The 12563-nt window shown below is 59.0% G+C and carries 16 protein-coding genes; 3 read left to right on the top strand and 13 right to left on the bottom strand.

The window, feature by feature from the left end; all coding sequences use genetic code 11:
• Window positions 1-67: 67 nt before the first annotated feature.
• The 4 genes from NKH38_RS07090 to NKH38_RS07105 all read right to left on the bottom strand — a co-directional run bounded on the left by NKH38_RS07090 (window position 68) and on the right by NKH38_RS07105 (window position 2228).
• Window positions 68-469 (bottom strand): response regulator, encoded by a 402-nt coding sequence (locus tag NKH38_RS07090; RefSeq protein WP_352761821.1) that lies wholly within the window; start codon window positions 467-469, stop codon window positions 68-70.
• A complete protein-coding gene (locus tag NKH38_RS07095) occupies window positions 470-745 on the bottom strand; it encodes a hypothetical protein (RefSeq protein WP_023725485.1) in 276 nt (91 codons plus the stop codon). It lies immediately after the preceding gene.
• 296 nt (window positions 746-1041) lie between these two features.
• Window positions 1042-1662, bottom strand: coding sequence for a cysteine hydrolase family protein (locus tag NKH38_RS07100; RefSeq protein ID WP_023687850.1), 621 nt, complete (start codon window positions 1660-1662; stop codon window positions 1042-1044).
• A 23-nt stretch (window positions 1663-1685) separates the two neighbouring features.
• A complete protein-coding gene (locus tag NKH38_RS07105; RefSeq protein ID WP_352761818.1) occupies window positions 1686-2228 on the bottom strand; it encodes a DUF6894 family protein in 543 nt (180 codons plus the stop codon).
• A gap of 155 nt (window positions 2229-2383) precedes the next feature.
• Between NKH38_RS07105 and ku the strand changes: the two genes are divergently transcribed.
• Entirely contained in the window at window positions 2384-3211 is an 828-nt protein-coding gene (gene ku, locus NKH38_RS07110) for a non-homologous end joining protein Ku (RefSeq protein ID WP_023681176.1), read from the top strand.
• Window positions 3212-3863: 652 nt separating this feature from the next.
• Here ku and NKH38_RS07115 read toward each other — a convergent pair.
• The 5 genes from NKH38_RS07115 to NKH38_RS07135 form a co-directional block, all read right to left on the bottom strand.
• A complete protein-coding gene (locus NKH38_RS07115) occupies window positions 3864-4910 on the bottom strand; it encodes an ATP-dependent DNA ligase (RefSeq protein WP_352761816.1) in 1047 nt (348 codons plus the stop codon).
• Window positions 4911-5038: 128 nt separating this feature from the next.
• On the bottom strand, window positions 5039-5545 hold the full coding sequence (locus tag NKH38_RS07120) for a YciE/YciF ferroxidase family protein (RefSeq protein ID WP_023668075.1): 507 nt from the start codon (window positions 5543-5545) through the stop codon (window positions 5039-5041).
• Window positions 5546-5875: 330 nt separating this feature from the next.
• Window positions 5876-6295, bottom strand: a complete 420-nt coding sequence (locus tag NKH38_RS07125; RefSeq protein ID WP_023681173.1) for an HD domain-containing protein — start codon at window positions 6293-6295, stop codon at window positions 5876-5878.
• Between the two features lie 40 nt (window positions 6296-6335).
• Window positions 6336-6746, bottom strand: a complete 411-nt coding sequence (locus NKH38_RS07130) for a DUF427 domain-containing protein (protein ID WP_023681172.1) — start codon at window positions 6744-6746, stop codon at window positions 6336-6338.
• Window positions 6747-7372: 626 nt separating this feature from the next.
• Window positions 7373-7693, bottom strand: a complete 321-nt coding sequence (locus tag NKH38_RS07135) for a hypothetical protein (protein WP_352761813.1) — start codon at window positions 7691-7693, stop codon at window positions 7373-7375.
• Between the two features lie 202 nt (window positions 7694-7895).
• On the opposite strand from NKH38_RS07135, the gene NKH38_RS07140 reads away from it, so the two are divergent.
• Window positions 7896-8471 carry a GNAT family N-acetyltransferase gene (locus tag NKH38_RS07140; RefSeq protein WP_245266074.1) on the top strand — a complete coding sequence of 192 codons (576 nt, stop codon included), beginning with the start codon at window positions 7896-7898 and terminating at the stop codon, window positions 8469-8471.
• A gap of 79 nt (window positions 8472-8550) precedes the next feature.
• On the opposite strand, the gene NKH38_RS07145 is transcribed toward NKH38_RS07140, so the two are convergent.
• The 4 genes from NKH38_RS07145 to NKH38_RS07160 are packed head-to-tail and all read right to left on the bottom strand — an operon-like array spanning window position 8551 to window position 10923.
• Window positions 8551-8883, bottom strand: coding sequence for a hypothetical protein (locus NKH38_RS07145; RefSeq protein ID WP_023681169.1), 333 nt, complete (start codon window positions 8881-8883; stop codon window positions 8551-8553).
• A gap of 2 nt (window positions 8884-8885) precedes the next feature.
• Window positions 8886-9248 (bottom strand): hypothetical protein, encoded by a 363-nt coding sequence (locus NKH38_RS07150; RefSeq protein WP_245260251.1) that lies wholly within the window; start codon window positions 9246-9248, stop codon window positions 8886-8888.
• Window positions 9245-10465, bottom strand: coding sequence for an NRAMP family divalent metal transporter (locus NKH38_RS07155; protein ID WP_352761810.1), 1221 nt, complete (start codon window positions 10463-10465; stop codon window positions 9245-9247). The genes NKH38_RS07150 and NKH38_RS07155 overlap by 4 nt, the downstream gene beginning before the upstream one ends.
• Entirely contained in the window at window positions 10462-10923 is a 462-nt protein-coding gene (locus NKH38_RS07160) for a hypothetical protein (RefSeq protein WP_352761808.1), read from the bottom strand. Before NKH38_RS07160 ends, NKH38_RS07155 begins: the two co-directional genes overlap by 4 nt.
• A gap of 515 nt (window positions 10924-11438) precedes the next feature.
• Between NKH38_RS07160 and NKH38_RS07165 the strand changes: the two genes are divergently transcribed.
• Window positions 11439-12236, top strand: coding sequence for an SDR family NAD(P)-dependent oxidoreductase (locus NKH38_RS07165; protein WP_023696321.1), 798 nt, complete (start codon window positions 11439-11441; stop codon window positions 12234-12236).
• Window positions 12237-12563 lie beyond the last annotated feature (327 nt).

Genomic DNA, 12563 nt, shown 5'->3' on the forward strand with positions numbered 1-12563 from the left:
TGCCGTGAATTCCAGGCCGACGATTGCGCCTTGGTTTGAACGCCGGATTTCATGATGCGGTTGCGATTTATCGGGCTTCAGCCGACCACGACACGTAATCGCCGTTTGCCATTGCCAGAGAGGCATCAATTGCGTTGCGCAACTCGGAAGGCGAGGCAGGCTTTGCGACCCATGTCCCTTGAAGGAAAATCGGATCGTGAAAACCCGAATTGGCGTAGCTTGCCGAATGGACGACAAAGGGGATCTTTCGGGCGTCAAGCAATGTAGCTATTCGTACGCAATCCCCGTCCGTCAGGCCGATATCCATGACAACAATGTCGGGAGAACTGCCCCTGAACCATTCCAGCGCGTCGACGCAGGACGAAAAGACCCCAGCGATGTCGAACCCCGCCTCGCGCAACATGTCTTCAAGTTCGAGCGCGATAAACGCCTCGTCTTCCAAAATCGCAACGGACCTATGGTGGTCCAATTATCGCAGTCCTTTGCTCTCCGAAGCGATCGGCAGCGCAGCACGCCGCCTGACCGGTTCCACCCGGTGGTCGAAGCTCACGGCAATTTTCTTGCCGGACATGGCATGGACCATAAGCCCGACCAATTCCTCGTCGTCGCAGCGACACTCAGGAAACCTTGCGCGGATTTCATCGACCGCAAACGCCGTCGAGATAATGTCGTCAGCGCGATAGCCAGAGATCACCGCGTAGACTGCGCTATAGGTTTCAAGGTCAATGACTTCGGTTTTCAGCACATCATCCTCCCTGCGGAAGGCCGACGGCAGAGGCGCCGGATGTCTCGCAAAGATTGCTAGATGCCGGCATCGAGTCTTCGGCGCTGTATCCTGTTCATTCTATGACGGTTGGCCGCGCTGTCGATAGCTCTGCAAGGCTTTGTACGCTTCCAGACACTGATTCACGCGAGCGACCAGATCAGGCAATCGTGCCGTTCATATACGTTTTCCGGTTCACTGTAGTGCCGTCCGCCAACTGAAACAGTCCGCCCGACCAGAATGACGATTGTCGGCCCTTTCACTTGAAGCCCCCCAGATCAGCGAGTGAGTTGTGGCCAACACTCCAACACCTCCGCCATGCTGGCCGCCTCAATCTGCTCACTGAAGCGGGAATGGTAGACTTCCATCAGTGCGTCATGGGTCTGGTCGGCAGAGCTGCAGATGGCATCGGTGACGAGAATGACGCGAAAGCCACGATCGATGGCGCCAAGCACGGTCGCGAGAACGCAAACGTCGGTTTCGCCACCGGTGATCACGAGCGCACGCACGCCGGAGCCACTCAGCAGCGCGTCGAGCCGCCCCTCGGTCCAGGGCGAATAGACGTGTTTGTCGACCACCGTCGCCGGCGGTACAAATCGTGCAAGTTGAGGCATCAGCTCGATCAGGCGCGGATCGATGTTGGAAAGGGTTACCTCCGCCCACCGACGATAGTAGTTTGCCCACATTCCCGGCGCCTCGCCCGGGCGGGCGGCAGGAATGAAGCGCGTGAACAGGGTACGGCTGGCATGTCTGGCGACCAGTTCTTCGATCGCCGGGACCACCTTTTCAGCCCACGGCACGGGCCAAGGTCCACCCGGCGCAAACAGGCGCTGCATGTCGACGCACAGATGCAGGCCATCGTCGCCTATTGGTCCGTGAATCAATCCTTGGGCGGCCACTGGTGGATTCCGTCGGGTTTGGGTTACTGGCCTGCCTGCCGCGCTGCATCGGCCTCAGCCACATCAACAGTGTAAAGCAATTCACCGTTTTCGTTGGATACCCTCACAAGCCAGCCGGACAGAGCGTCCGTGCCAGGCTGCAGGTCGGCGAGAAGATCAATTGCGCAGCGGATAGCTTCGGACCGGGCCGCCTCAAGGCTCGCCATCCTCGACGGCGGTATGCGTCGGCTGGTTTCGCCATCGCGATACTCAAAGACATATACGTCGCCGGCGCCGTCGCTTGCAGAGGTTATCTCGACCTGGTCGAAATTGCCGTTGCTGGTCGCGTCATATTCATTGGCTGCGAGATCAAAGGTCGCTGTCTGGACCAGGATTGCCTTTGCGCGGGCAAGCACGTCATCTTCAGCTTGTATCCCGACGTTTGCCATGTCCACCGTAACGCAGTCGCCGCCCTCGCCGCAAAATATCACCCGGCGAACCGACTGCCCGTCTGGCGCCCTGGCATTCACCACTTCGGTCCGAACGACTTGCATGACACTCTCCTGCTTGTGTCTGACAATGTTCATGGTGCGCTTTCGGTTCCTGCGGATGCAGGCGCCGGCCCGGCTGTCGAGACCGACAGGATTTCGCCCACCGGACATTCACGGTGCACCGAGCCCCCGCCGCAGGAACAATTCGAACGGAAACGCGTTGCCCTAGCTGGAAACGGGATAAGCGCAAAATGGCCGCGCCACGTGCTGCCTGGAAGGGCTTCTTGAAGGTTGGTTCGGTTACTTGCGGCGTGAAGATTGTCGGCGCAACCAGCGAAGCATCCAAGATCCATTTCAAGATTTTGAACCGCAAGGACGGTCTGCCGGTCAGGAGCGTCTACGCCGACGAGGAGACCGGAAAGCTGGTGGATGCAGCGGATCAGGTGAAGGGTTTCGAGATCGAAAAGGACGAATTTCTCCAGATCGAACCTGACGACATAAAGGCGTTGAAGCTGACGTCGAAGCACACGCTCGAAGTCGGCGAATTCGTATCGATTGACGATATCGATACGCGCTATCTCGAGAAGCCCTACTATCTGATCCCGGCCGACGGCGCCGCAATCGAAGCATACGGAGTGATCCGCGATGCCATGAAGAACAAGGGCGTGGCCGCTCGATCCTGCGTGGTGCTCTACCAGCGCGGCCGCGAAGTGCTGATTCAGCCCTATGGCAAGGGGATGGTGATGACCGAGCTTCGCAACCACAACGAAATGGTTTCGGAAAGCACTGTGTTCGATGGATTGGCCAAGCAGAAATACGACCCCGATCTGCTCGAAATCGCCGGCATGCTTATTGATAAAAAAGTGACGACCTTCGATCCCTCGAAATTTGAAGACACCTATGAAGACGCACTGATCGCCATGATCGATGCAAAGCGCAAAGGCAAGAAGCTGCCGAAGCCCGCACCAAGGCCACAGGAGAATGTCATCAACCTCGCTGAGGTGCTGAAGAAGAGCCTCAAACAGGAAGGGCTGGCGAGATCCACAAAGAGAGCCTCACCGAAACGCAAGACAGCATAGTTGATAACTGCCCAGCCAGAAGGTCCGCACAGCAGCTCCAGCCGCCCTTAATCGCTCGGAACAATTCTCGCGGTTGCCCGTTGGCCACCAAGGACGATGCCTTATGGCCGAGATCAAGAACGTCGACGGGGCAGTCCTCAAAGAGCCAGAGGCAGCGGATACCAACATTGCGCTCAAGGAGCCGGAACGCAGGACTTTGATCGGGCGCCGACAAGCCCCAGGACCGCTGGCCATCGGTAAAAATACATGGGGTGTGAAAAGACCCTTTCGCCTCCAGACGCGGCGACGCGCGACCGGTGGCGGGCCGAACCCCACGCCCAAGCGAAACCCGGAGAATAGATGTGCCCCCCAAACCAGAGCCAACCGAAGAGCCGCCAGTGGATGCGCCGACGTGGACCCCGGACATACGCGAGCCTGAGCCGGATCTTCTTCCCGACGAAGTGCCAGTTCCTAATCCGGACGAGAACCGTGAGCCGCCAAAGCGAGGCGTGGTGACAGACTGAACAACGGTTTGGTCCGGCATCCTCCTGCAAAGGCGTTTATCTCGCCGCCGGGTTCAAGATCGCCAGTGAAAAGCGACTGGATTTGGCTGCGCCGAATGCTTGACGGATTTGGTCTCGATGGTGTGGAACTATCGACGCTTCGCCAAGCCTCATTTTCCAAGTATCTGTTCGAACGTGCATTGCTTCGGGCTTTTGTCAGGACGCCATCGCAGAAATTTGGTGCCATGACGGAAACGATCGCCGGTGACATGATCGAACCGCACCTCCGCCACCAGTTCGGGCCGCAATGGCTCCCATTGTCCGCTTCTTTCCGTGCTCCACCGACTGGGACCGCCCGGCGCTTTTCCCGTGAAGCCAGGAGCCGATCGCAAAGCTTCAAGTTGTCGCGTAAGCTTGGCCCTGTCCTCCCGGGCGATCGTAGAAGTGAACCCGACGTGGTCGAGTTGCCCCTGGTCATTGTACAGGCCGAGCAACAGGGAGCCGACTTCACGCGAATTCGCCAGGTAGCGGAACCCTCCGACGACACAATCGGCCGTGCGCAGGCGCTTGACTTTGATCATGGCGCGCTCGCCGGGTCGATATTCGTCATCGAGAAGCTTGGCAACAACCCCGTCGGTCGAACCTTGTCCGGATTGGCCTAGCCATCTGCCTGCCGCCGCCAAATCAAGCGTTGCCCGAGACAGTTCGAGATCCTTTCGCCCGGCCGACTTTACGAACAGTTCGAGTGCAGCGCGCCGAACCGAGAGCGGCTGCTGCATCAAGGCGCCCTCGGAGGTCGCCAACATGTCAAAGAGGATCAGCTTTGCCGGCGTCGCGACCGACAGTTTCCGGATCCTGCTTTCCGCCGGATGCAGCCGCATCTGCAAGGCGTCGAAAGAAAGAGAGCCTGCAATTTCGATGACGATCTCACCATCGACCACGAACTCTTTTGTTTTCAGTTCATGCAACATCGCGACGACTTCCGGGAAATACCGCCCTAACGGCTTGCCGGATTTTGCACGCAACTCCACGGCCGCGCCGGATTTAAAGGCCAGGCAGCGGAACCCGTCCCATTTGGGTTCGTATTGCCATCGGCCAGCATCGGCCGGCAACGTGTCGGCAGCCTTTGCTTCCATCGGCGCCGTGCTCAACGCCACGCCGAAAGACGATTTTACACTCGTCGGCAGATCGCGAGAGATGGCAGATTCACCCGTCATGAAAGTTCCGTGGACAACGATGGAAATCGACTCAACGCAGCACTGGTGCCGGCTTTGGAAAAAATCATGCTCCAACAGGGTTAGGTCATGATGAGATTTCAACCAATCTCATCATGACCTGGGACGGTCTACTCGGCAGCCTGCATGTTGATCTTGCTTTCCGCCATTTCGGTGAGCTTGCGATCGGTCGCCTGCTCTTCTTTCAGATTCTTGGCCAATACGTTGGCGCAGTCACTGCGGCCAAGCTGCTTGGCCCAGGCGATGAGCGTGCCATATCTGGTCATCTCATAGTGTTCGACCGCCTGCGCCGACGCTATCAGCGCCGCGTCTAGAACCTCCTTGTCGTCGACGTCGCCGCTCACATCGTCGGCTTCCTCCAGAATGCCGTCTATCGCCGGGCAGTTGACCTCCTTGGCCTTGACGCCATGCAATTCGAACACCTGTTCGACGCGCTCGATATGGCCTTTGGTCTGCTCGAGGTGTTTTTCGAATCCGGCCTTCAATTGCGGATCGGTTGCCTTGCCGATCATCTTCGGCAGCGCTTTCTCGATCTGCTTTTCGGCGTAATAGATGTCGCGCAGCGTGTGCACGAAGAGATCGTCGAGTGTCTTGATGTCCTTCGAAAAGAAGCCCATGGCCTTACCTTTCATTGTGCAGAAGTTCGGGTTCGGCGGCGGCTTGCCCGCCACCCGCGGAGGCCGGGAACTCGTCCCGGCTTGCTGGTCAACGCACCGGTGCTGGAGGAGTTCCTGATTCCGAGCCGGCCGTTACTCCTTTTCGAGACGCTGCGGTCCATCTCCGGAGGAGCTTTGACCCGATCACACGTTCCATGGTCCAGCGAGGACCCTCAGGCGCACGCCGGCGCGGAAAAACTGACGGCCAGGAGAGCCGAAACGTGCTGTGCGCCGCAAGCTCTCGCAGGCGATGGCTGCTTCGGCAGATGCAATGCCAGCGTCGGGCGCGCACTATTGTCGGGAGAACTCTTGGTCAAGTATGCGAAGGCCCTCTTCATATTTGGCCGCCGACGCTCCGACCTGCCTCGACTGCCAGATGTTGTCCTCCAGATCGGCGCGTTTTACGGGGAGCGCCACTGGGTTCGACGCAGCCCGCCGGACAAAGGCGAAATACTCCTCATCCGGCCTGCGCGACATGGCATCGACCGCCGCGGTAATTGTCGGTCCGAAGCCTGCTTCTTCGAGCTTGGCGCGGGTCCAGCCTTCGCCTTTCTCAAGAACGTCATGAAGGTAGGCAACAGTCTTCTGATCGATTGTCTCGACGGCGTCGACGACACGGCGGCAATGCTCGATGTAGGGCCGCCCGGTCTTATCGCGCTGCGACGCGTGAACCTCCTCCGCAATCTTTGCCGCCTGGTAGAAAATGCTCATCGCGCCTGTCGTTACCGTGATTGTCTCTGCCTGATGAAACCTATTCGACGATATGTGGCGTGTGTCGCTTGTCCTCGGCAGGGTCGACATCGATACGGGCCTTTTCCGGATCGAAAGCGCCGTGACCTGCAATAGCCAGAGCAGCCGCATCGGGCGTTTCGTAGGCCCACATGAAATCGTCGGAAGAACTGCCGACGGCGTGGACACGCCAGTAGCTTGCGGTGCCTTTAAGCGGGCACCAGCTGGTGGTGTCGGTCTTTTCGAAAAGATCGAAATAGATGTCCTCGAAGGGGATATAGAAAACGGGCTCGTGCCCGTCTTCACGCAGGACCTTCGCCCGCTCCGTAGCTGCGACGATGGCGTCGGAAAACCGCACCGTCACCGTGCCGGAAAACGGTTCTATGGCCAATCGGCCAAGGTGGTGTTGTGAAGTTGCGCCTGAAGTTTGCATCTGAATTTCTCCCTGGCGATTACCGCAAGATGCCTGGAGACGAAATGCGCGGCGGCGCTTCAGGTTCCGGCATGTCCGATGAAGCTGAATGGCGGGCCGGACTTAAAGCGCCTACCGCTTGCCGTATCCAGCAGTTCTCGTTGGTAAGGCGCGGTGAAATGCTCGTCCAACCCATTCGAAGACTTTGGAAGGACGACACGGTCGTCGCTTCCGTTGAGCGTCAGGGCTGGCACCGAAATGATCTTCGCCGCTACTTGCCGGCGGGCGAGTTCGTGGCTGGAGATGCTCCAGCTGTTTGGCCGTCGTCAGCTGCCGCCTCATGTACGGGCTCCGGGGCGGCCTCAGTTGCTGCCAAGTGGGCCGCAAGGTCCCTATAGACCTTGTCCCTGCCGCCATCGTGTTTAGCGATCAGGCCAAGTAGGTCATGACGGCTTAGCTTTGCAATCTTCATTAGGAATTCGAATTCGTGCTTCGGAATCGAGGCTGCTAAGCGATCGAGTTTGGCCCGCCGGGTCTCTTTGGACACATGTGCTCCTATGTATCCAGCCATGCGAGGCACGTACTCGGAGGCCCGCCATTGTCTTGATGGCGGGCCTTCGGACGGCCGAAGCCGCTAGGTCCATCGGCTACTTGTTGCAATTTTGCACGGTCGAGGTCGTTGCGCCACTTGCAGTGTTGTTATCGATGTCATTGCCTGCGGCGTCCTTGCAACGGTCGGTCATGCCGTTCGATTTTGTAGTCGAGTTTGTGGAATTCGGATCGGTTGGCACGGCCGCATTCCCGCTGCCAGTGGCATTGCCAGCGGCGCCGCCGCTGCCAACAGTTCCAGTACCAGTTCCATTACCCGTGCCAGCCGTGCCGCCAGCACCCGTTCCATTTGTCTGCGCCAAGGCGGAACCGGCCAAGGCAATAGTTAGCACCGACGCGGCTAGAATTTTCTTCAACATTGGAGTCTCCGTGTTTGAATCGCCGAATTGCGATCGCTTTCCCAACGACAGGTTTTTCTCATTGTTCCCGGCGTAATGGATTGTGATCCGCAGCAGCCTTCGTCGAGGTGGACACTCTTGACGGCGCACGAATTGTGATGAGACCTGACAAGGGCAGGATGGGCTTTGTTCAACACCAAAGCGATATGTTGGGCGCGGCTGCATGCATCCGACGCGGATCGCGATGCGGAATGTGGGCAAGACGGGTTACAACAGAAGCGGCGATCAGAGCTGCGAGCGAACCGGCCGCCTTGATGTTAATCTGACGGTTGAATCTCAAGACCATTCCGACGCAGGAGCAGAACGCATGCCGGCTCGATCCGAAGGATTTACAATCGCTCTGGCTCACAACGGGGATGCACGAACGCAGGCGGCCGCTGCGCTCTATCGACACAACATCGAACAAACCGGAATCGATGACCGGGCAGTGATCGGCGCGGAGCTTACCGACCCCTCGGGAAAGATCTGGGGTGGAATTTGGGGCAGAACGGAACTGGGCCTCCTGTTTCTCGACATGTTCTTCTTGCCTGAAAAATTGCGTGGCCGATCCTATGGATCACAGCTTCTTATGGCGATTGAGGAGGAAGCCGTTAGGCGTGGATGCAAGAGAGCCGTCGTCGAGACGAGCAGTTTCCAGGCGCCTCAATTTTACCGGCTTCATGGGTTTGAGGAATTCGGCAAGGTCGAATTCGTTATTCCAGGACACGCCCGCATCTTCCTTCGCAAGAACCTGCAGTAATCTTTGCGGAGGCGCCATCTGCACGAACGGCTGTTCGCCGGCAAAACGCCGGCGCCTTAGCCCTCCCAGCCGTAGCCATCTACTCCCGAAGGTCCTTTTGCCCTTTCCATCCGGGAAGCTCGGTCATCGGGCATAGCAGCCGCGGTCGCGCCGGATCGGAGATATCGAGTTTATCCCAGGGAATGCGGTACAGGCCGTCGCGACGGCGCAGCCGAAACAGGTCGAGCATCGCGATGCCGATGGTCGAAGCCGACAGACGCTCGAACGCGGCGTAGATGCCAACGTGGAATTCAGTAACGACGAGCTCGTCGCCACGCTGTTCGGCGAGAATCTCTTCGATGTGACCGATGCTCTTTCCACGCTGCGAGAGCACGCGTCGCCCGGCAAGATGTTCGAGGTTGACTGTCCTCATCATCACGCTCCTGGGATGCGCCCGATGACATGATCGCGCAACCAGTCCTGCCAGGCGAAAATCGACGTCTCGCCCACCTCGATGTCACATTCGATGTCGAGCCCGTTGTCCTGCACCTTTTTCCACGCAATCCTGTGTGGCTCGGCGTGGCGTTTGCCACCCACCCTCGTCGCCAGTTGCGCCATCCATTCCCCGGGCCGCGCGCCAAGGCGGCGCGCCAAAGTGATGGAGCCGAGTTCTATCGCGACAATCCTTGGTGGTTTGCCCCGCCGCAACTCGGCCACCACTCCGTCGACCTTGCCGATCTTGACCCGCCGGCGGTCGAACACCTGCTTGTCCAGGAGATCACGCATCAATTCCATCATGTGCCTCCGAATATCTGCAGCGGAATCGTCACCACGGCGAGCACGAAGGCAAGCGCGATAATGAAGACAACGGCGGCATTCGAAATGATGCCGTTGCGATGTTCGCCGACATAGCGTTCGTCATTCAGCAGGAAGAGAAATGGAACTACCGTCAGCGGAAGGCTCGCCGCCGTTACCGCCATGGAAAAGATGGTCAGCCTCAGTGGGTCGAGGCCAAGCATGATCGGAATGGCGGCCAAAAACAATGATGCCGTATAGACGGCACTGAAGCCCGGATCATCGCGCGGCTTGCGATCCTCGCCCCAGGTCCAGCCAAAGCCCTGTGCCACCAGATATGCCTGTTGCAACCCGACTTCGAGTGCGGCGCCGAAACAGGCAATGGCGAGCGAGGCAACGAATAGAACGAACCCCCAGAAGCCGAATATAGGGATCAGCATCAACGGCAGTTGGTGATAGTCGTCCACCTGGTCGATGCCGCGCGTCGCGAGAACGAGAGCAGCGACGATCAACACGCCGATCGAAATGGTCCCACCGAAGGTCATGCCCAGCCCGGCGATGGCACGATTGGCCCCCAGGTGGCTTTCATCCCATTTGTCCTCGATAGCTCCCGAGGAATAGAACATGAAAAGATAAGGCGATATCGACGCGCCGAGAATGCTGGCCGCCATGAACCAGTAATTGATGCCATCGTGAACCGGCAGCGAAGGCACGGCGCTGCCAGCGACCGCTGTCCAGTCGGGCTTTAACATCACCGCACCAACCACGAAGCACAGCGTCACGAGGCCGAGGACCGAAACGCCTTTCTCGATAAAGCCAAACGTGCCTTTCCACAGCAGCAGCCATGCCAGCAACGCCACCGGCAGTGCCCACCACTGGAAGCCTATGCCGGTGGCAAGTTCGAGTGCGATGGCCACACCGCCGATCTCAGCGGACAGCACCATGAAATTGACGAGAAGGACGACGAGCAACGGCCATAGGAAGACGTTGAACCCAAATCTTTCACGAATGCCCTCTGAGATCGTGTGATGGCTCATCGCGGCGAACCGACCGGCCATTTCAACCAAAAAGATGATGCATATGGTGCCGAGAACTATGGCCCAGATTAGCTGGAATCCGAAGGCGGCACCCGCCTGCGTCGCCGTAGCCATCGACCCGACTTCGAGGAAACCTCCGACACTGGTGACGACGCCAAGCGATATTTCCAGAAGCTTCTTCACGGCTTTGGTCCGAAAGCGTTGGTGTAAGCGGCGGCGAGCGAGCGCATGGCCGCCCGAAGATCCTGTTGTGCGCTTTTCACCTCAGTGCGATTGTTCACCCGCAATCCCGCCTCGGCATGCGCCACCGCCACCGACAAACTGTTGACTGCTGCCGTCAGTCCTGCTCGCCCGGCTGGTTCAGCGGTCTCGGCCGATCGAATTTGCGCCTCGACATCGGCCAGCGTTTTTCCGACCGAGTGCAGTGCGGCCGTGGCATAGGCGGACGGTGCCGCTCCCTCCACCCAGGCATCCAGTACCATCGATACGGTCTGTGCCGCGGAGGCCGCTGTTCGTGATTGCTGCGCCACCTGATTGGAAGACGAGCATCCGGCCAACCCGGCTAGCATCAGAAGCAAGCACAGCCAGCCAACCGGAAAATGACGGTCGTTATGGGGTACAGCGCGCGTTGGATGCGCCACGCGGATTTCCTCCCCGGCCCGAACCAACTGCGTCCGGCATCAATGATCTAGAGCGCTCGGAGAGCTCGTCAAACGAAACCGACGACGAGCCTGTGAGGTCGGCTAGTCCAACGTAACAAAACGCTCCATCCCGGACAGCCGTTAAAAGAGGGGGGCCCGCGCTTCTCTTTGGCGCGGAGAAGCGCGGGCAGATCGGGCTGAGGGGATGACCCGATCGCGCAGCATCAACATGGGAGGGCAACAACGCTGCACGGTTCGAACTTCCAACCGGGCCACTTGTTCCAACTTCAACTGATCCGTTCTGAGTACTCAATCCATGCGTTCGGGGGGCCTTTTTGAAGGTAGGCCATGGCGAGTTCTCATGGCGTAGAACGGTTTTTGTCGCAACGGCCATCCATGAATGCGCGCGACGACCGCGATGACGACCGTCGCCTGACCGTCATGACAGCGCACGATCAATCCAGCCCAAACGCCGGGGAACAATTGTGCCCACTCGTGGTTCCGATGGCACGAAAATGGAGGATATGATGACGGACGCCAAACTCGCTGTGGTGACCGGCGCCTCGAGTGGCATCGGAAGGGAACTCGCAAAGCTGTGCGCTAAAGACGGCTACGACCTGATCATCGCCGCCGACGAGCCGGCTATCCGGCAGGCGGCAGAGGCACTTGAGACCCACAATGTAACGGTCGAAGCCATTGAGGCCGATCTGGCGACCGTCGAGGGCGCCGATCGGTTGATCTCCCAAATCGGCGATCGCGATATCGACCTGTTGTTTCTCAATGCGGGACGCGGGCTCGGCAACGGCTTCGTCGACCAGGACTGGCGAAAAGTCCGCCGGATCATCGACACCAATGTCACCGGAACGGTCTATCTGGCGCATGAGCTCGGCGCCAAGATGGCCCGGCGAGGCCGCGGGCGCATCCTGTTCACCGGGTCGATCGCCGGCTTCATGCCCGGCACATTCCAGGCCGTCTACAACGGCACGAAGGCGTTCATCGATTCCTTCTCGATCGCGCTCCGCCATGAGCTGAAAGATAGCGGCGTGACGGTCACCGTGCTGATGCCCGGCCCCACGCAGACGCGATTCTTCGAGCGCGCTGAAATGATGGATACCAAGGTCGGCTCCGATGAAAAGGACAATCCGGCCGATGTCGCCAAAACGGGTTACGAGGCGATGATGGCCGGTGATGAACAGGTCGTCAGCGGTTGGAAAAACAAGCTGCAGGTCGCCGCCGCGCATGTCACGCCGGCAGGCACCTTGGCCGAACAGCACCGTAGGATGGCCGAGCCGGGGTCGGCGTCCAGCGACTGAGCTGATATTTCGCGTCATCAAACGGGCTGGCATTCGCAGAGACCGCATGTGCTGCGGGAGGCAATCTATCGCTGCCGCAAGGCGGCACCATCTCGGTTCCCGGCGTCTGTGTTGGCCTGGTCGATCACATCCCGTTTGGCGGCGATGAATGGGGGACCGGCTTTCCGGATGGGCCAGACGCATACGCAACGCTACCTGGAACCTTTATTGGCGATGGTCCAGAACGGCGAAATCGATCCCTCTTTCTGATTACCCACCGGCCGATCTGGAAGCAGGGCCGGTCTGTACAAGACGTTCCGCTACAATCAGGAGGTTGTGTCAAAGTGG

The organism is Mesorhizobium sp. M1078 (assembly GCF_040318615.1).
GTDB lineage: Bacteria > Pseudomonadota > Alphaproteobacteria > Rhizobiales > Rhizobiaceae > Mesorhizobium.

Excerpts from the sequence above, each read along its gene's own strand:
- ku (WP_023681176.1), top strand. The coding sequence starts at position 2,384 with ATGGCCGCGCCACGTGCTGCCTGGAAGGGCTTCTTGAAGGTTGGTTCG.
- NKH38_RS07120 (WP_023668075.1), bottom strand. The coding sequence starts at position 5,545 with ATGGGCTTCTTTTCGAAGGACATCAAGACACTCGACGATCTCTTCGTG.
- NKH38_RS07135 (WP_352761813.1), bottom strand. The coding sequence starts at position 7,693 with ATGTTGAAGAAAATTCTAGCCGCGTCGGTGCTAACTATTGCCTTGGCC.
- NKH38_RS07165 (WP_023696321.1), top strand. The coding sequence starts at position 11,439 with ATGGAGGATATGATGACGGACGCCAAACTCGCTGTGGTGACCGGCGCC.
- NKH38_RS07115 (WP_352761816.1), bottom strand. The coding sequence starts at position 4,910 with ATGACGGGTGAATCTGCCATCTCTCGCGATCTGCCGACGAGTGTAAAA.
- NKH38_RS07105 (WP_352761818.1), bottom strand. The coding sequence starts at position 2,228 with ATGAACATTGTCAGACACAAGCAGGAGAGTGTCATGCAAGTCGTTCGG.
- NKH38_RS07150 (WP_245260251.1), bottom strand. The coding sequence starts at position 9,248 with ATGATGGAATTGATGCGTGATCTCCTGGACAAGCAGGTGTTCGACCGC.
- NKH38_RS07145 (WP_023681169.1), bottom strand. The coding sequence starts at position 8,883 with ATGAGGACAGTCAACCTCGAACATCTTGCCGGGCGACGCGTGCTCTCG.
- NKH38_RS07125 (WP_023681173.1), bottom strand. The coding sequence starts at position 6,295 with ATGAGCATTTTCTACCAGGCGGCAAAGATTGCGGAGGAGGTTCACGCG.
- NKH38_RS07140 (WP_245266074.1), top strand. The coding sequence starts at position 7,896 with ATGCATCCGACGCGGATCGCGATGCGGAATGTGGGCAAGACGGGTTAC.
- NKH38_RS07130 (WP_023681172.1), bottom strand. The coding sequence starts at position 6,746 with ATGCAAACTTCAGGCGCAACTTCACAACACCACCTTGGCCGATTGGCC.